The organism is Paeniglutamicibacter sulfureus (assembly GCF_030512175.1).
GTDB classification, from domain to species: Bacteria; Actinomycetota; Actinomycetes; order Actinomycetales; family Micrococcaceae; genus Paeniglutamicibacter; species Paeniglutamicibacter sulfureus.
Genome location: NZ_JAULBL010000002.1, coordinates 784,068 through 801,762, shown reverse-complemented (window position 1 = coordinate 801,762; position 17,695 = coordinate 784,068). Strand labels below are relative to the sequence as shown.

Annotated in this window: 17 protein-coding genes; 7 read left to right on the top strand and 10 right to left on the bottom strand. The window is 60.6% G+C overall.

Translation table 11 applies throughout. The features are described 5' to 3' along the window. Positions 1–20 precede the first annotated feature (20 nt). Positions 21–962: an AEC family transporter gene (locus Q2T94_RS10320; RefSeq protein WP_302264136.1), complete on the top strand. Its 942-nt coding sequence runs from the start codon at positions 21–23 to the stop codon at positions 960–962. On the opposite strand, the gene Q2T94_RS10315 is transcribed toward Q2T94_RS10320, so the two are convergent. Further along, a complete protein-coding gene (locus Q2T94_RS10315) occupies positions 963–1,889 on the bottom strand; it encodes an NAD-dependent epimerase/dehydratase family protein (protein ID WP_302264135.1) in 927 nt (308 codons plus the stop codon). 157 nt (positions 1,890–2,046) lie between these two features. Between Q2T94_RS10315 and Q2T94_RS10310 the strand changes: the two genes are divergently transcribed. Then, the gene (locus Q2T94_RS10310; protein ID WP_302264134.1) at positions 2,047–3,228 is read left to right on the top strand and encodes a mandelate racemase/muconate lactonizing enzyme family protein; all 1,182 of its coding nucleotides are present in this window, start codon (positions 2,047–2,049) and stop codon (positions 3,226–3,228) included. A 49-nt stretch (positions 3,229–3,277) separates the two neighbouring features. On the opposite strand, the gene Q2T94_RS10305 is transcribed toward Q2T94_RS10310, so the two are convergent. Continuing rightward, complete coding sequence (locus Q2T94_RS10305) at positions 3,278–4,225, bottom strand: LysR family transcriptional regulator (RefSeq protein ID WP_302264133.1); 948 nt, start codon at positions 4,223–4,225, stop codon at positions 3,278–3,280. Positions 4,226–4,327: 102 nt separating this feature from the next. Here Q2T94_RS10305 and Q2T94_RS10300 point away from each other — a divergent pair, with 102 nt between their 5' ends. The 5 genes from Q2T94_RS10300 to Q2T94_RS10280 all read left to right on the top strand — a co-directional run bounded on the left by Q2T94_RS10300 (position 4,328) and on the right by Q2T94_RS10280 (position 8,807). Further along, a complete protein-coding gene (locus Q2T94_RS10300) occupies positions 4,328–5,656 on the top strand; it encodes a glucarate dehydratase family protein (protein ID WP_367281537.1) in 1,329 nt (442 codons plus the stop codon). Positions 5,657–5,661: 5 nt separating this feature from the next. Continuing rightward, positions 5,662–6,636, top strand: a complete 975-nt coding sequence (locus tag Q2T94_RS10295) for a 2-hydroxyacid dehydrogenase (RefSeq protein WP_302264132.1) — start codon at positions 5,662–5,664, stop codon at positions 6,634–6,636. A gap of 80 nt (positions 6,637–6,716) precedes the next feature. Further along, the gene (locus tag Q2T94_RS10290) at positions 6,717–7,169 is read left to right on the top strand and encodes a hypothetical protein (RefSeq protein ID WP_302264130.1); all 453 of its coding nucleotides are present in this window, start codon (positions 6,717–6,719) and stop codon (positions 7,167–7,169) included. Between the two features lie 208 nt (positions 7,170–7,377). After that, complete coding sequence (locus Q2T94_RS10285; RefSeq protein ID WP_302264128.1) at positions 7,378–7,980, top strand: NADPH-dependent FMN reductase; 603 nt, start codon at positions 7,378–7,380, stop codon at positions 7,978–7,980. Between the two features lie 302 nt (positions 7,981–8,282). Further along, entirely contained in the window at positions 8,283–8,807 is a 525-nt protein-coding gene (locus Q2T94_RS10280; RefSeq protein ID WP_302264126.1) for a hypothetical protein, read from the top strand. Positions 8,808–9,667: 860 nt separating this feature from the next. On the opposite strand, the gene lhgO is transcribed toward Q2T94_RS10280, so the two are convergent. The 8 genes from lhgO to Q2T94_RS10240 all read right to left on the bottom strand — a co-directional run bounded on the left by lhgO (position 9,668) and on the right by Q2T94_RS10240 (position 17,677). After that, complete coding sequence (gene lhgO / locus Q2T94_RS10275; RefSeq protein ID WP_302264124.1) at positions 9,668–10,870, bottom strand: L-2-hydroxyglutarate oxidase; 1,203 nt, start codon at positions 10,868–10,870, stop codon at positions 9,668–9,670. Between the two features lie 350 nt (positions 10,871–11,220). Next, positions 11,221–12,225: a zinc-dependent alcohol dehydrogenase gene (locus Q2T94_RS10270; RefSeq protein ID WP_302264122.1), complete on the bottom strand. Its 1,005-nt coding sequence runs from the start codon at positions 12,223–12,225 to the stop codon at positions 11,221–11,223. 9 nt (positions 12,226–12,234) lie between these two features. Beyond that, on the bottom strand, positions 12,235–12,939 hold the full coding sequence (locus Q2T94_RS10265) for an ABC transporter ATP-binding protein (protein ID WP_302264121.1): 705 nt from the start codon (positions 12,937–12,939) through the stop codon (positions 12,235–12,237). A 12-nt stretch (positions 12,940–12,951) separates the two neighbouring features. Beyond that, entirely contained in the window at positions 12,952–13,674 is a 723-nt protein-coding gene (locus Q2T94_RS10260; RefSeq protein ID WP_302264118.1) for an ABC transporter ATP-binding protein, read from the bottom strand. Then, complete coding sequence (locus Q2T94_RS10255) at positions 13,667–14,701, bottom strand: branched-chain amino acid ABC transporter permease (RefSeq protein ID WP_302264117.1); 1,035 nt, start codon at positions 14,699–14,701, stop codon at positions 13,667–13,669. Before Q2T94_RS10255 ends, Q2T94_RS10260 begins: the two co-directional genes overlap by 8 nt. After that, a complete protein-coding gene (locus Q2T94_RS10250; protein ID WP_302264115.1) occupies positions 14,698–15,585 on the bottom strand; it encodes a branched-chain amino acid ABC transporter permease in 888 nt (295 codons plus the stop codon). Before Q2T94_RS10250 ends, Q2T94_RS10255 begins: the two co-directional genes overlap by 4 nt. A 16-nt stretch (positions 15,586–15,601) precedes the next feature. After that, entirely contained in the window at positions 15,602–16,864 is a 1,263-nt protein-coding gene (locus Q2T94_RS10245) for an ABC transporter substrate-binding protein (protein WP_302264113.1), read from the bottom strand. Positions 16,865–16,918: 54 nt separating this feature from the next. Continuing rightward, a complete protein-coding gene (locus tag Q2T94_RS10240; RefSeq protein WP_302264111.1) occupies positions 16,919–17,677 on the bottom strand; it encodes an SDR family oxidoreductase in 759 nt (252 codons plus the stop codon). Between the last annotated feature and the right edge of the window lie 18 nt (positions 17,678–17,695).

The window sequence follows — 17,695 nt, the reverse complement described above, 5'->3', positions numbered from 1 at the left end:
ACGCCGTTTCAGGAGGCCATGTGCAGGGAGTGCTCCAGGGCTTCACGATCGTGCTGATCCTGATCTTCATCGGGCTGGCCACCGCACGGTTCTTGCCGCGCAAGCGCGAATCCATCGCCACCGGGTTGACCCCGCTGATCTACTACATCACCAACCCCGCGCTGATGTTCACCCTGCTTGCCGACACCGACCTGCGCTCCGTGATCGGGGTGTTCACCCCGATAGCGCTCATCACCGCCGCGCTGACCGGCGGCCTCTACGCGCTGTGCGCCAAGCTGTTCCTCAAGGTGCCGGCGGCCCGGCTGCCGGGCGCTGCCATGTCTACCAGCTACGTCAATGCAGGAAACATCGGCGTCCCGCTGGCGCTCTACGCGGTGGGCAGCACCAATCCAGTGGTCTCGGTCCTCATCGCCCAACTGCTGTTGATCGCACCGGTCTATCTGTGCCTCTTTGCCTTGGCGGCCCGGGCCGAGGGCAACCAGGAAAACAAGCCCCCGCTGGCCAAGACCATCCTTCGCTCCATCGCCAACCCCGTCACCATCGCCACGTTCGTCGGCGCGCTCTTCGCCGCCTTCAACCTGCGCCTGCCCGAGGTCATCAACATCCCACTGAACATGTTGGGCCAGGCCTCCATCCCGCTGCTGTTGATGGCGTTCGGCATGGCACTCTTCGGGCAGCGCCCGTTGGCGGAGAAGTCCCTGCGCGGCGAGGTCTTTTTGGCCACCGGATTCAAGATGCTCTTCATGCCGCTGGTGGCCTGGGTGTTTGCCGCTTTCGTCTTCAAATTGCAGGGCACCGCCCTGCTCGGGGTCGTGATCATGGCGGCGCTTCCCACCGCGCAGAACGTGCTGCTCTTTTCCCAGCAGTTCCGGCTGGAAACCACGGTGGCCCGCGAAGTGGTCCTCTGCAGCACGCTGCTGGCCTTACCGGTAACGCTGGGGATTACGCTCCTGCTGGGCTGATCAGACGTCGCGCACGGGCTCCGGCTGGTTGAGAAGTTCGGTGCGCCAGCTGCGCTTGGGCTCCCAGCCCAGGACGGTGCGGGCGCGAGAGATGCTGAAGGCCGGAGATGTCCCGACCAGCCCGGCGGCCAGTTCCTCGCTGCCCGGCACATAGTGCGGCAGCAGCTCGCACAGCGGCCTGGTGGCCAGGGCATCGTCGGCGCCCACGAAGAAGGTCGAACCGTTCTCGATGATGTCCATCTTCTCCAATAGCAGCAGCAGGAAATCGGTGACGTCCCGGGCATCGACGTAGTTGAACAGCGAGGGCGCCGCCAAATCCGGGTCCTGAAGCCGTTCGGTGACGGTGTGGCCTTGCTGGGTCGGCGCGCCCTCCCATTCCTCGGGGGCAATCACGTAGCAGGGGCGGAAGGAGGCGAACCGTGCCTCGTTGCCGCGGGCCGCAGCGAACATCGAGGCAACCTGCTCGGCCACCAACTTGGACAGGCCATAGGCGTGCCACGGTTTTGTCGGGGTTTCCTCGTCCAGCGGGAATCGCGCGGGTAGCCAGCCGGAGGGCGCTCCATAGCCAATGACAGTGGGGCTGGAGGCCAGCACGATCTTCGTGCACCCGACCTCCAGCGCTGCCGAGGCCACGTTGTGTGCGATGCTCGCATTCGTATTCAGGATCACCCCTTCCGGGGCGCTGAACGGCACAGCGATGGCAGCCAGGGAAATGACGGCGTCCGGACGGACCGAGGCAAAGGCCTCGAGGGTTTGGTCGGTGTCCAGAAGGTCGACAGAGAGGTACTCGGCCCCTGGCTCCGGGGCCTCGGGCAGGCGTTGGTCAACGGACGTGACGGCGTGGCCGGCTGCAAGCAGGCCCTGGACAACGCTGCGTCCGAGTCGTCCCGAGCCGCCGGTGACCAGAATATGTTCGGTGAGTCCCATGTCCTGAACATTACCTCCCGGCCGGGACCTGTTGCGGACAATCCAGGGGTGGTCCTAGACAACCATCGGGCCCGACCCTATATTCGGGTGAAGTGGGAAGCCCCATGTCCGCCCCAATATCTGCCACGCAAACCCAATCCTTCAAATGGAGCACCCCATGCCAGTGACAGGTCCGCGAGCCGAACCAAGCATTGAGTCGGTTCAGCTGCTCCGGGTGCGCATGCCCTTCAACGCGACCCGCAGTGCGGAGGCCGGCGAGGAGAGCATTGATGAGTTCAACGCCTCCTCGCGCACCTTCACGTCCATGGAATCTTTGATGGTCAAGGTGACAACCAGCGAAGGGCTGATCGGATGGGGCGAGGCCTTCGGGCACAAGGTCAACGACGTCACCTGGGCCGCCCTCGAATCGCTCGTTGCCCCGTTCTACCTGAACAAGCCCGTGGATCCGGAAGCGCTCAACGACCAGGCGCAACGCGCCTTCCATGCCTTCGGCCGCACCGGCCCGGTCCTCTATGCCATTTCTGCCCTCGACATCGCCTTGTGGGATATCAAGGCGCAGATCGCCGAGATGCCACTGCGGCAATTGCTCAACCCCTCGGCTAGGAATAGCATCACTGCCTATGCCAGCCTGGTGCACTACGGGGAAGACCCCGCCGAGGTGGCCCGGCAGATTTCCCGCGCCCCGGGCTTGGGCTTTGAGGCCTTCAAGCTGCATGAGTCCAGCTATCCGGCCATCGCCGCGGCCCGGGCACAGGCAGGTGCCTCCGCACCGCTCATGGTGGACGTCAATTGCCGGTGGAATGAAGGGGACGCGGCGGCGGCAATCGATTCGTTCCTGCCGCTGAACCTGCGCTGGCTGGAGGAACCGCTGTGGCCCCCGGACGACGTCGAGGCCCATCGCCGCTTGAATTCCAGGGGAATTGCGCTGGCCGGCGGCGAAAACGTCTCCGGCGCACAGGCCCTGGATGCCGCGCTCGCTGCCGGCGCGCTGGGTGTGGCCCAGCCGAGCATCGGCAAGATCGGCGGATTCAGTTCCATGCTGCGTTACCTGTCGCCCCGCACCGACACAGCCGTGGTGGTTCCCCACTGTTTCTACTACGGACCGGCACAGGTGGCCACCGCCCAATTCATCGCCGCCATGTCCGAGGAGGTCCAGCTGGAAGTCCCGTTGCTGGTCTGGGACGAGCACCTCCACCCGCTTCATGCCGTCCGGGCAAACTTTGACCTTCCTTACACCTCGGGTCTGGGATTCGCGCCGGACGCCGAGGTGCTCGAAAGGCACCTGATCGACAGCCGCCTCTTGGGCGCGCGAGACCCGGCGGGAAGGGGTGAGCGGTAGCTGCGGAGCTGCTGTCACGCGAGGGAACGCCAGTCAATTCAATCCAAGTTCAGGACGACTCATTCGGGGAGGTCGAATCGCCGGGTTCCCCGGATTCCGAAGTTAGCGAATCCAGGAAGATCTTGCGCAGCATTTCGGCGGCGGGGTTGGTGGATGATTCGTCCCACGCCAGATACATGTCCGAGTGGTTCAGGTTCGACAGCCCGTTGGCCCCGGTGATCTCCTCGAAGACCACCCCGCGCGGGGTGAACTCCATGGCCGTTGCCGGAACCAGCGTGACACCCAAGCCGGCCGCCACCAACGCCAAGAGCGCAGGGATCTGGCTGGCGATCTGGGCAATGTTCGGCCGTGCCCCGACCGAGTCGAAGAGCCGGAGCACCAGGTCGTAGAAGTATCGGGCCTCGCCCGTCGAGTACATCATCAGCGGGAGGCCCACGAGTTCTTTGATGAACACGCCCTTTCCCGTGGCCAGGTCATGGCCCTCCGGAAGCGCCACCACCAAGCGGTCCTTCTTGATGAGCTGCGTGAGAACGCCGGGACGGGTGACGATGGGGCGCAGGATCCCAATGTCGATCGCTCCCTTGCTCAGCGCCTCCAACTGGTCAACGGAGACGGCCTCACGCAACACCAGGGTGACGTGCGGCAGGTGCTTGGACGCTTGGCCCAAGAGATCCGGAAGCACGGCTTGGCCGGCTACGGCCGTGTACCCGATGACCACGGTCCCCGCGTCACCCGTGGCCACCCGGGACACCTCCAAACTGGTCTTCGAGCTCAAGTCGAGGATTCGCCTGGCATTGGGCAACAACACCCGGCCCGCTGCGGTGAGCTCCACCCGGCGGGAGTTGCGAATGAAGAGCTGGGCCTGGAGCTCGCGTTCGAGGAGTTGGATCTGTCGACTCAGCGGAGGCTGGGTCATGTTCAGCCGCTCCGCCGCGGCACCGAAGTGCAATTCCTCGGCCACTGCCACGAATGACTCGAGCTGGATCAGCGAAAACATCGATTCACTCCTTGAATGATTGCTTGTCATATTTGGCTTGGACATGCATCGATACATGCTTCTAGGGTGAGTCTAACCACACCTTTGATACGGAGCCCCCACATGTCGGAATCTGGTCCAGACTTCTCGCTCGCAACGCTCAATCCCGAGACAACGCCCATGAACTGCTGCCTCATCACCGAGGTCAGCGTGACTCCCGTGGCATTCGCCGATCCCCCGTTGCTGAACTCCGTGGGAGTGCACGAACCATTCGCTTTGCGTGCCATCGTGGTCATCCGCACCGAGGACGGGATCTACGGTCTGGGTGAAACCTACGGCGACGAGGCCCATGTGGCCCGGCTGAACCGTGCGGCTACCCTGCTGGTGGGTGCTGATGCCTTCAACATCAACCAGGTTTCTGCCCTGGTCGCCGAATCCCTGCGGGAGGATTCAGGCCTCGGCGGGCACGGAACCGGCGGCATGGTCACGACGACCTCGCTCGAGGACCGGGTCCTCTCGGCATTCGACGTGGCATGCCTCGACATCCAGGGCAAGGCACTGGGTGTTCCGGTCAGCATGTTGTTGGGCGGAGCGGTGCGCGACGAGGTCGCGTTCAGCGGCTACCTCTTCTACAAATGGGCGGGACATCCGGGCCATGCACCCGATGCGTGGGGCGAGGCGCTGGACCCGGCGGGAATCGTGGCCCAGGCCCGCAAGATGGTCAACGACTACGGTTTTACCGCGCTCAAGCTCAAGGGCGGGGTCTTCGAACCGGAGATCGAGTCCGCCACGATCGAGGCCTTGCGCGAAGCGTTCCCTGAGATGCCGCTGAGGATCGATCCCAATGGCGTGTGGACCGTGGAGACCGCCATCAAGGTCGGCAAGCGCCTGGAGAAGGTCCTGGAATACCTCGAGGATCCGTGCCTGTCCATCGAAGACAACGCAGCGGTCCGCGCCGCAGTCGACCTGCCCATCGCCACCAACATGTGCGTGGTGTCCTTCAACGACGTGCCGCCGGCGATCGCCGCGGGCGCCGTGGACGTCGTCCTCTCGGACCACCACTTCTGGGGCGGGCTGAGGCGCTCGCAGGCGTTGGCCGGCATTGCCGAGACATTCAAGCTTGGCCTGTCCATGCACTCGAACTCGCACCTTGGCATCAGCTTTGCCGCGATGATCCAGCTGGCCGCCGCCACCAGGAACATCGACTACGCCTGCGACACGCATTGGCCTTGGAAGCTGGCCAGTGACGACGTGATCGTTCCTGGGGCCCTGGAAATCAGCGGGGGCTCGGTCAAGGTTTCCACCAAACCCGGGCTTGGAGTGGAACTCGACGAGGACGCGCTGGCCCGGCTGCACCAGCAGTACCTGGATTGCGGGCTCACTAAACGCGACGACACCACCTATATGCAGAGCATCCAGCCGGAATTCCAGCTCACCACCCCGCGCTGGTGAGTGCCGTGCGCGTTGTTGTCACCGACCCCATCATCTCCAGGTTCGCGGACCTGCTGCAGGAAACGGCTCCCGGCAACGACTGGGAATTCGTTGCCAACCTTTCCTCCGAAGCACAGTCCGCGGCCATTGCCGGTGCCGAGGTGCTGGTGTGCGCAAAGCTCGGCTCCCGTGATGCGGCCGCCTGCACCGCAGGATTCGTGCACATCACCGGTTCCGGTGCCGATAGGGTCGCCGTTGCCGACTTGCCAGTCGAGACGGTGGTTTCTCGGACCTCGCACCATGAACGCTCAATCGCCGAGCACATCCTGATGACGGTGCTGGCCCACCAGCGGCGGCTGCTGTCCGTGACCGAACAGATGCGCTCCGGCACCTGGCCCTCGGTGGCCACCGAACCTAGCACTCCCCTGCACCGGACCCTGGATGAGCTCACGATCGGCTTCGTCGGGCTGGGCGGGATCGGCACCGAAGCGGTGCGCCTGTGCACCGGGCTGGGCATGAAGGCCGTTGCGGTTCGCCGGAGCCCCCAAGCCGGCTCCGTTCTGGAAGCGGACCTCGAATGGGTCAAAGCCATGGAGAACCTGCCCGAACTGCTTGCGGCCAGCGACGTGGTGGTGCTGTGCCTGCCACTCACCGGGGAAACCCGCGGGCTGATGGGAGCCGGGCAATTCGAGCTCATGCGCGACGATGCCCTGCTGGTCAATGTCTCGCGAGGGTCGATCGTTGACGAGGAGGCACTTTATGCTGCGCTGCAGAACAAAGCCATTGGCGGGGCCGCCCTGGATGTTTGGTGGGATGCACCCATCGGAATCGACGCCCCGGAGTCTGTGTCGCGTTTAGCTGCCCTTCCCCAAGTCATCGCCACTCCACACCACTCCGGCCACGCGCACCAGACCTTCGTGCGGCGTGCTACGGAGATTGCGCAGAATATCAATGCCTTCAAGGAGGGCCTGCCACTGAGCAATACCTTCAAGCGCTTCTAGTCCCGCTGCATTTTGCTGACTTTCTATCCGTGGTGGTTTACGCTCGCCACGTATCGGCACAGGCAACGGAGGGATCTTTCATGGAACATGACCGAGAAAAACCGAGTCCGGATCATGTGGCGCCGCCGGGCACTTCGGAAGGCACCATCAAGGCGCTGGGAAAACTCTCCGAGGCCTTTGAAATCATTGAAGAGGCGCGCGGGAATCTCTACCGTTTTCACCGTCTCACCGGTAGGGCAGACCTGGCACTGGGAGAGGCGGTGGACCTGTTCAAGGAAGCAGGACACGAAGAGATTGCCCAGGAGTTGCAGGACAGCCTGGTGGGACGCAATGTTTTGGAAGGCCGCTGGACCTTTCAGATCATGGAGGAATACGACGATGGGTACTATAACGATTTCAAGTCCCTGGAGCAGGGGGTCCGCGAACAGCTCGTGCAGGGACGCCGCCACCTTTTCGAGGCCCAAATGAAGGAAGAGCGCCGCACCCACGGCCGACGCCACCATGAGGCAACAGCACCGAAGGAGCCCACGTAGACAAACGCCGGCCGGTTCGGCACCGGCTCCGGCGGAGCCGCGGAACAGCGCAGCGCCGGAGACTCCGTGCCCCCAACGTTTCGTCCTCGGTCACCGGCTGCTGCTTCGTTGTTCCCGGACAGTGCGGGATTCAGCATGCTTGCGCGTTCACCTAATATTTGGCCAGCAGCTATGGACGATGCCGCGGTTCCCGTGTTGGACTGTCCCCATGACTCAATACAACATTGGTTATATCGTCGGTTCACTGTCCACCGGATCCATCAACCGCACTCTTTCCAAGGCGTTGATCAAGCTCGCTCCGGACAACCTTCAATTCACCGAGATCTCCATCAAGGATCTCCCGTTGTACAACTACGATTTTGACGACAACTACCCGCCCGAGGGCACCGCATTCAAGCAGGCAGTCGAGTCTTCGGACGGCCTGCTGTTCGTTTCCCCCGAATACAACCGTTCGATTCCCGGCGCACTGAAGAACGCCATCGACTGGGGTTCGCGCCCGTGGGGTGCCAACTCCTTCGCCCGCAAGCCCAGCGGCATCATCGGCGCCTCCGTCGGTGCCATCGGCACCGCGGTCATGCAATCGAACATGCGCAGCGTGCTCAGCTTCCTCGATGCCCCGCAGCTGAACTCCCCCGAGGCTTACATCGCCTTCAAGCCCGAGATCTTCGATGATGAAGGCAACGTCTCCGACAGCGGAACGGCGGAGTTCCTCGGCCACTACATGAGCGAATTCGGCGCATTCGTCGCACGCGTCCTGGACGCCAACGCCGAAGGCCACATCGGCGATGTGGACCCGGTAGAGGCCCCGTAACGGCAATCAGGGAGCGCGTGGCCGGGGCGGTCGGCATGCCCCGGCCACGCGCTCCCGCTGTGTGCCCAGGTTCCGGAAGTCCGGGGAACCTTCTGTTCACCGCTCCGATTGGAAACCTGCTCGCCCGGCCATCCTTTCCCTTCAGCGACTCCCTGCCCGCGTTGGATCGCGCCCGCGGCGGCTCGCTGCCTATCGCCCGGCACCACCACAGACACGCCGAGTCTCCGTTTGATGCCGAGCAGGAAGGCCTTGCCACCTGCGAAGTTCATGGCTAGCGTACGACGGTGAAAGGTGGAACCAACATGCCAGCAGTTCAGCGCTGGGCCGTGATCGCCGCATGGGGAGCATTCCTCGCGACCGTCCCCTCTGCCCTGTCGCGGATTCTCATGATCCTTGGACTGTTGCCCGGGACCGAGGCGCTCCGACAATTTGAGCTGGCCGGCGACCCTGTTGCGAATTACGTTTACGTCTTCGCCTTGAGCGTGGTCCAACTCACCGCGGGCTTCCTCACGATCGGGCTTGTTCGGCCTTGGGGCGAGAGACTCCTGGGACGGCGGGTAATTCTCGCACCGGTACTCGTGGTCGCCACGCTTGGCGGGCTTGCCGTGACATGGCTATTCACCATCACGATGACGACACAGGTCCTTGCCGGTCACCGTCCCGACAACGGCCTGGTCTCCGGGATCCCGTTGGCAATCATGGTTGCCTGCTACGCACCGCTGCTTCTTTGGGGACCGCTCGAGCTGGTGGCAACGGCCGGTTATTGGAAGCGACGCGCGGCATACCGCGGCGCCGATCAGGGTATTGACAGCGCGGACCGCGCTTAACACCACTTTGTAGGCAATCACGCATATTTATGCTCGACTGCCCATTTTTCTGGGCGCTCGTTCGAGAGTTGTGAAGCGTTTATGAATCCTCGATTCGGGAAAACAGAGCTCCTCGCGCCGAGTTGCCCACTTTTGGATCCTCTCACGGCACAAGCGGGCATGCGACGGTTGCCAGGCCGTCCAGGACTCAGATATCAGGGCTGAGTGTCGGCGTTCAACATCGATTCCGAGCAGCGCTACTTCGTCTTTTCACGCCCGAGTCCCCTCGAGCAACTTACGGCCGAACGGTAGCCTCCCCCACTGCATGAAATGATGGAGCCCGGGCACCGACCCAGTCCCCGCATCCGGTGGGCACGTCAACAACCCGAGCTGGCCTTTGCTGCTTCAGTGCTGCACTGACGCGGGCAACACTTCAGTGGCCAGCAGCTCGATGGAGCCCAGCGTATGCGACCTGCCACAGGGCGCCAACCCTGTCCTGGGCCAGGGCGGGTGTGTCCCAGAGGGTCCTCTCGACGATCTCCGCTGGTCTGCCCGCGAAGAAGGCACCACGGGCAGACGCCCAGAACTCGAAGGCCCCCGGTCCAGGCAGCTGGCGCGCGACATGTTCTGCCCGATGCAGTAGCTGTAGTGCGGGAAGATCGTGTCCCTGGCTCCCTGCGAGGTCTCCTCGATATGGAAGTGCGAGGTCACTCCTGTCTGCCCGGGTTCCCGGCCCTCGGCGGCAGTGATCACCACGACCGGCGGGGAGGGGATGGCGAAGGCCTCGCGATGATGTGTCCCAAGCAGAAGTGGCAGCAAGGTGCCATTTCGCCGTTGTCCTTTGAGGCTTGCTGCCACTTCCACAAGACCTTGATTCGGACTTATCGCGCCGCGATCTTCATGAAGTTCTCCAAAACATGGTCTGCGATTGCCATAGCCGATGTCGCGGCGGGTGAGGGCGCATTCCTCAGCAGGGTCACCGAGCCAATCTGATCCACTGCGAAGTCGTCCAGAAGTGATCCGTCTTTATTCCAAGCCTGTGCCCGGACACCCGCAGCAGTTTTTGATTCCAGATGTGACGACTTCAGCGCCGGTACGAAGGATCGTGCTTGCTTGTAGTAGAGCGGCTTCAGCAACGAGGCGCTGATCTCTCTGGCGCCCATCAGCCAATGGTTTTTGGCCAAGACCCCGGCACCCGGCCAGGAGAGGGATTCCAAAGTGTCCTTGAATGAGACCTTGCCCCACGAATATCCCTCGCGCGCCAGAGCGGGCACGGCGTTGGGCCCCACGTGGACGTCGTCATAGACGCCGCGGGTGAAGTGGACGCCCAGGAACGGGAAACGCGGGTCGGGAACCGGGTAGATCATGCCCTTGATCATCGGTGCAGATTCAGCGCTCATGGACCAATACTCCCCGCGGAACGGCAGGATCTTTGGCGACGGACTGGCCCCGACCATCTTTGCCAAGATGTCTGATTGAAGGCCGGCACAAACGAGAAGCCGATCGAATGTGTGCGCCCCTGCAGAAGTTGATATTGTGGTCACGCCTCCGCTTGTCGATATCGCCGTGACATCCTGGTGCAGCAGGATATTGCCGCCGTTGGCCCGCACGTCGCCAGCCATACATTCGGTGATAGCCGCATAATCAACGACTGCTGTGTGTGGGGAATGGACCGCAGCGACACCAGCCACGTTCGGCTCGATCTCTCGCATTTCTTCTGCCGACAACCGTCGAAGCCCCGGGACCTGGTTTGTTGTGGCCCGCTGCTGGATGTCATCCAGCCGCCCCAATTCGCCTTCCGAAAGTGCCACCACGAGCTTTCCGACTTCGCGGTATGGAAGTCCACGTTCCAAACAGTAGTCACGAGTCATCTGGCGGCCCCGCGCACAGAGTTCTGCCTTCAATGAGCCCGGCTGGTAGTACAAACCAGCGTGGACCACACCGGAGTTGTGTCCCGTTTGGTGCGCCGCAAGGCGTGCTTCCTTCTCCAAGACCGTTACCTCAAAGTCTCCGGAAGCGCTCAAAGCTCGTGCAGCGGCAATACCAACAATCCCGCCGCCAATAATTCCAATTCGTTCGCCCATGGTTATCATCTTCTTTCTACTAGTTCCCCGTTGATTTTCGTCAGCGCTCCCACACTTACGGCTACTGTGCGCTGATGAAGAGTGTCCGTCAGGACTGTGTTTCACTGCCGAATCCCTGCGATATGAATGCGACGTTGGCTCCAACCCATCCCCTGGCTTTCTCGTCCTGGCCCGCACCGTCCATTAGATTTCGGTCGAGCCGGGCCGGTCGACACCCTTGAGCGTTTGGCTTCCGAGCCCTCGCCCATTTCCATGGAATTCGCCGCACGCTAACGGCTTCGAGCGCGACGTGTGTCACTCCGAGGCAATCAATAACGGTCCAACGAAGAATCCGACGTTGGCCACTGAATCTATGCCGGTCCTGGCACGATTACGGCTTTGATCAGTTCGGCCCTTGACGTACGCTTAATGGCTTCAATTGAATCCTCGAACCGAAAAATGGTGATCATTTCCTGCAGCTGGTCCTTGTACTTATGAATCAGGCGATGTGCAGCTTCGTAATCGCTACGGACGTAACCGTAGGTACCGTGCAATCTCATTCCCCTGCGCACAATCAGGTTCATATTTATGCCAGTGAGATTCCGGAACATGGCCGGCACCACTATTTGGGAGCGCAAGCCCAACCGTTGCAGCGCCGCGTTCAGGGCGGATTCGGATCCCGATGCTTCCACCCATCCAACTGCAGCAAAGGGATCGTCTTGTCGACCGATTTGCATTCCCAGGCGCTGAGCGAAGGCTATCCGTGTTTCCGCGCCTTCTGCAGGGCCATACATGTGCACTGAGGCACCTTCCTCCAACAGGGCCAGACCGGAAAGCAAACCAATGGCACCGGGACCGGATACACCTATGGGAGCTCCGGATAGGTCCATTTCCAGTCGGCTGATTGCCTGAAGCGCAATGGCGGCTGGCTCAATGAGTGCCGCCAGCACGGGAGCCAGGTCGCTGTCCTCGGGCAGCAAATACAATCGACTGGCTGGAATGGCCAGGAACTCCGCCAACCCGCCATCGGCGTGGATGCCAATACAGTCGCGGCCCTCACAATAGTTGGTCTCACCTCGGCGGCAGATCGGACAATCGCCGCATCCGTCGATGGCAATGACTACAGCGCGGCGACCGATCAACGACTCGAGTCCGGAAGCCGTTGCGGCAATCTGTCCGGTGACTTCATGGCCCAGTACCAACGGCGGCCTTAACCACTCGTAGCCTTCGTCCGATCGCGCTGCGTGAACGTCAGATCCGCAAATTCCGATTGCTTGCGACCGCAACAGGACTTCACCGGCGACGAGCTGCGGGGTCTTCACCTCTGAGATCTGTAGGTCCCACGGTTCAGACGAAACCTTCTGTAAGGCAAACATCTAGATCCGTCACTTTCCCAGATAGGACTCGCGGACCAAGTCGCTTTCGCGCAGGTCTGCGGCCGTCCCGGTGACGCGAGTTTGACCGCCGTCGATGATCGTCGCGAAGTCAGCCACTTCGAGGGCGTTCTTCACGTGCTGCTCGACCAAAAGGACACCAACGCCGGTGGACGCAATGTCCCGGACGATGGAGAACATCTGGGTGACGATCACGGGAGCCAGTCCCAGAGACATCTCATCGATCAACAGGGCCTTGGGCTCGGCCATCAGCCCGCGTCCCACTGCGCACATTTGTTGCTCGCCGCCCGACATCAGGCCAGCTTCCTGGTTTCGTCGTTCGGCCAGGCGCGGGAAATGGTCATAGATCGCGTCGAGTCGTGACTGCATCTTGCTGTCCTTGCGAGTGACATAACCCCCAAGGATCAGATTCTCCTCAACCGTTAGTGAGCCAAAGAGCTTACGTCCCTCAGGCACATGCACGATGCCCAGACGGACGCGTTGCTGGGGGCTGAGCCGCAGAACGCTTTGTCCATTGAACTGGATGTCGCCGGTCTTGGCCGGAATCAGCCCGGAAATAACTCGTAAGGTGGTGGACTTCCCAGCGGCATTGGGTCCGAGCAGGGCAGTAATGCCGTTGAACGGCATCTGTAGGCTGACGTCTTCGAGCGCCTGTGCATCGCCGTAGTACGCCGAGATGTTCTTTACTTCAAGCATCTTGTCTGTCTCCTACTCGGAGGTGCCGAGGTAGGCCTCGACGACCTTAGGATCCTTGATGACCTCTTCCGGGTCACCAAAGGCGATTTGTTGTCCATGATCTAGCACCATCATCCGGTCCGAAACTTCCATGACCGCGGAAACGATATGCTCAATCATCAAAATGGCAACACCTCGGTCGCGTACACGGGTGACGAAGGGCAATACATCCACGACTTCACGGCTATTCAACCCGGCAAGGACCTCGTCCAAGAGCAATAGCTTCGGACCGGTGGCCAACGCGCGTGCGACTTCGACCCGCTTGCGCTGTGCCAGAGTCAGCGACTCGCTGGGGGCGTCGGCAATATTGGCAATTCCCAGGTCGTCGAGAAGTTCCATGGCCCCGCGACGGGCAGCAGTTACCGAGGCGCTCTTCACCAGCAATGGGACCATCACGTTTTCAGCGACAGTCATGCCGGTGAAAGGCTTAACCACTTGGAAGGTTCGACCAATCCCGTTTCGGGCGCGCTTCACCGGATTCTGCCGGGTGATATCGACGCCGTCGAAGTTAACCGAACCGGTGTCGGTGAAGAACATGCCTGAAATGAGATTGAAGAATGATGTCTTGCCGGCGCCGTTGGGTCCGATGATTCCGACGATTTCCGCTGGTGCCAATTCCAGACTGACTCCACCTACCGCCTGCACGCCACCGAACCTCTTGGAAACGTTATCGACTTTCAATAGCGGTTCAGTCATTGCTGGACGCTGCCTTTCCTACGGTCGCCATCTCGGGCTCGGGTCGGGAATCCGCATCGACATCCGGATCGGTTTTCTTGAACTTCGAGAAAAGCCGACGGAAGCCGTCGACCAGTCCCCCGGGCATCATCCTGACCATCACGATCAACACCAAACCGTAGATCATGAAGTTCACGCCCTGGCTGGCCCCGGAGAATGTCACACGCAGCCATTCGCCAAGTGGAGTCATGATGATCGCACCAATAATGGGTCCGGCAATTGTCCCCATGCCGCCGATGATTCCATTCAGCGCGGGTTGAATCGAGTAAAGCGTGGAGGAAAACTGCGTGTCCGGTTCGATCACGAAGAAGTACAGCGCTGCGAAAGCACCGAATATGCCAGTCACAGCGGAGCTGATGAGCAACGACCCGATTTTGACTCGATTTGATCGAACACCCAGCGCTCGGACGGCTTCCTCATTGGAGTCGGTGGCCCTCAGATGGTATCCGAGCTTGGACCGGTAGATCCATATCGAAAGCAGCACCGTGAGTAAGGTCAGAACCAGCGCGATGAAATAGTAGGGTTCACGATTTTCAAAGGAAATATAAGCGAAGCCTTGGAGCGGCGGGGTGGTGATACCCACCGAACCCTTAGTAATTGACACCGCCCAGATGGAGAGCAAACGCAGGACTTCCACAAAGGCCAATGTTGCGAGGGTGAAGAACGGACCGCGCAACCGGACCAAGGGAATTACGAGAATCAGTGAGGAAACAGCGGCGGCGATGCCGGCGAGGAAGAGCCCAAGCCAAGGATTGACATGGTAGTTCGTATACAGAATTGCGACTGTGTATGCGCCCACGCCAAAGAAGGCTGCGTGTCCGAGCGACAGGATGCCGCCGACCGCCATGATGTTCCATGCCACAGTGATGCCCACGTAAATCAGGATCATGACACCGATGTGCAACATGTATTGGTCGCTGACCAAAAGCGGAAGCAGAATGGCCGCCAGGGTCCCTGCGCCAAGCCAGATAAGATCCTTCTTTTTCACTTCAAACCAACTTCCGCGTTGCGCGCCGACCCGCCGAAGATACCCTGCGGACGAACAATGAGCACGAGAATAAACACGACGAATACGGCAACCTGCTGGAGGGCGGGATCAATATAGGTTCCTACAACGGTCTCCACGATCCCCAATAGCAATCCGCCGATCAACGAACCCGCCATGTTACCCAGCCCTCCAAGCACGACAACGACAAATGCCAGAAGCGTGAAGTGGGCACCGACCAGCGGGTAGGCCGCTTGGAACGGGATAATCAAGGTTCCGGCGACACCGGTCAAGGCCGCACCGAGACCCATCGCCAACAGGTAATAACGCTGGACGGGAATGCCGATCAACCCTGCGGTCTCACGGTCCTCAGCCAGTGAACGCAGCACCGTGCCGATTAACGTTCGGTTCATCAGCAGGAACAGGCCGAGCACCAAGGCCAAAGCAACAACGAATGCCGTGATTCGCCCATAAGTGGCGCTGACGCCGAGGATGGTGGTGTTCTGTTCGGCCCACGGAATGCTCACCGATCGGAACTGCCCACCGAACACAAATAGCGCCAGGTTTTGCAGCAACACCGAAAGGCCAAGTGTGGCAAAGATCTTCATAATTGGCGAAGAATTCTGCATGGGCCCGATCATGACCTTTTGCAGCAATACACCAAAGAGGAACATCGTCGGAGTAACTATCACCAGCGAAAGGTAGGGGTTGAGATTCCAACTGTTCCACAACCACCAGGTCATGTACATGGCCATCATGACCAGCTCGCCGTGGGCGAAGTTGATGATTTTCACGACACCGAAGATCAGGTTCAGCCCGACTGCAACGAGGGCGTACACACCGCCCAGCATCAGGCCCGCAACAACTGTTTGCACAAGGTAGTCCATTAGATGGTCCTATCTGTCATAGCCCGAAAGGCGTAATGAGTTGGGGTTCACGCACGGCGGCAGCGGGCGGGAAGACGGTTTCGAGCTTCGTCCCGTTCCATTGCATGACGTTCATGGTTCCAAGCGAGTTTTGGTTGTGCTCATCCAGGTCAAGGCCCCAGCCCGAAGCGGTGCTGCCTTCTGGAACCTTCATCGAGCGCGCGGCGGCACCAAACGCCGATGGGTCATCGGATCCTCCGGTCTGTTCCAAGATATCCAGAAGCAAGTTCGTACCGGTGAAATTGGCAATCGAATGGCCCGAGGCCGGATCTTGGCCAAAGCGGCTTCGATATTCCTGAAGGAACGCATCAATGCCCGGGGCAAAATCTGGATTCACGTGAATCTGTGTGAAATCCACATCGAAGACGCCATCAGCGGCGGAGCCCAGGGCCTTCTGGAAGTTCGCCAGCGAGTGCCCACCTCCAGTCCCGATGAATGCGCCGAGCTTCAGTTTGTTGTCGCGAATCTGCCGGCCCAATAGCACTGCATCGGCCGCGTAGGACACCGCCAGGACCACATCGGGATTCTGGTTCTTCATCCTCAAGACCGTCGAGGACAAATCGGTGGATTTGGCGCTGTAGGGTTCGGCTTCGAAGTGTTTCAGCCCGATCTTCGCTGCCTCGCGACGCGCCAATTCGACAATGGATTGTCCATAGGAGGAATCTTCATGCACCATCAGGACCTTGAGATCCTTCATTTCCTTACCAAGGGCTCCGGCGAGGAATTGGTCGATGAATTGCATGTGCAGAACTGCCATGGTGTGCGCCGTGGGATTGAAACGGAATACGTGCTCATAACCCCGATTCGTGATGGCTTCTGACACCGCACCGAGTTCGATGAAGGCGTTTCCGGTACGGGCGAAGACCTCCGAGGCAGCCAAGCACAGCGAGGAACCATATGTTCCAATCGCCATCTTGATGTTTTTGTTGAAGACCAAGCGGCGTGCTTCGGATGTTGCCGTATTAACATCCGGAACGTCCGCAAAGACCAGTTCCACCGCTTTGCCGGCAACGCCGCCGGCTCGGTTGCGCAACTCTGCAGCAATTTGGGCTCCACGCCAGGATTCCTCTCCCAGCAAAGCGTTCGTGCCGCTTACCGGGTACATCGCACCGATGCGCAATGTAGTGGCATCGGTCCCGGGACTCGCACAGCTGGCCAGCAGCGGTGCAGCCGCCAGGGTTGCCAATGAAGCACCGGTAATTTTCAGGAAACTGCGACGATCAACGCTCTTGCTTCTCAAGTACATTTTCTACTCCAATCAAAATGGGGTAAGACGAGTGAGGTGGTGCGGCGGCTATGCAGCAGTCCAACCGCCGTCGACAACCAGTAGTTGTCCCGTTGTGTAGCTCGAGGCATCCGATGCAAGGAACACGGCCGTTCCCGCCAATTCCTCGGGTTTGCCGAAACGTCCCATGGGGATACGATCGAGCATCTTTTGGTATCGTTCGGTGTCCGCGAATACCGCTTCGGTGAGCTCAGTGCGAAAGTATCCGGGAGCGATCCCGTTGGCCCGGATTCCGCGCCCCGACCATTCCGTGGAAAGACTCCGCAAGACTCCATGGATTCCGGCCTTGCTGGCTGTGTAGGCGCTGACGTCCGGAAGTGACAGCAGGCTCGTCAGAGAACCGATAAAGATATGGCTTCCTTGGGTACCGCGCCGAAGTTGGCGGGCACCGATTTCTCGGCTTAGCATGAACGGGGCAGTCAGGTTGATTCGAAGAATCCGTTCCCATTCCGCAGGATCGAATTCCTCCGCGGGCTGCCTATGTTGGACACCCGCGGCATGGACCACGATGTCGAGTGGCCCCCCAAGAACATTCTCTGCCTGATCTATCACCGTGGCTTCCTGGCCGGCGACGGCGACGTCCATGGCCAGCGGATATGCTGCAGCACCCAAATCTGTGGCTGCGGATTGGACCTCAGAGGCGGTACGGGAAACAATCGCGACGCTTGCACCTGCGCCAATCAGACCTCCTGCGATTGCCCGGCCCAGACCACGGCTCCCACCCGTAACCAAGGCACGACGGCCGACGAGTGAAAAGGATTCATTCATGATTCCGGTTCCTTCGTA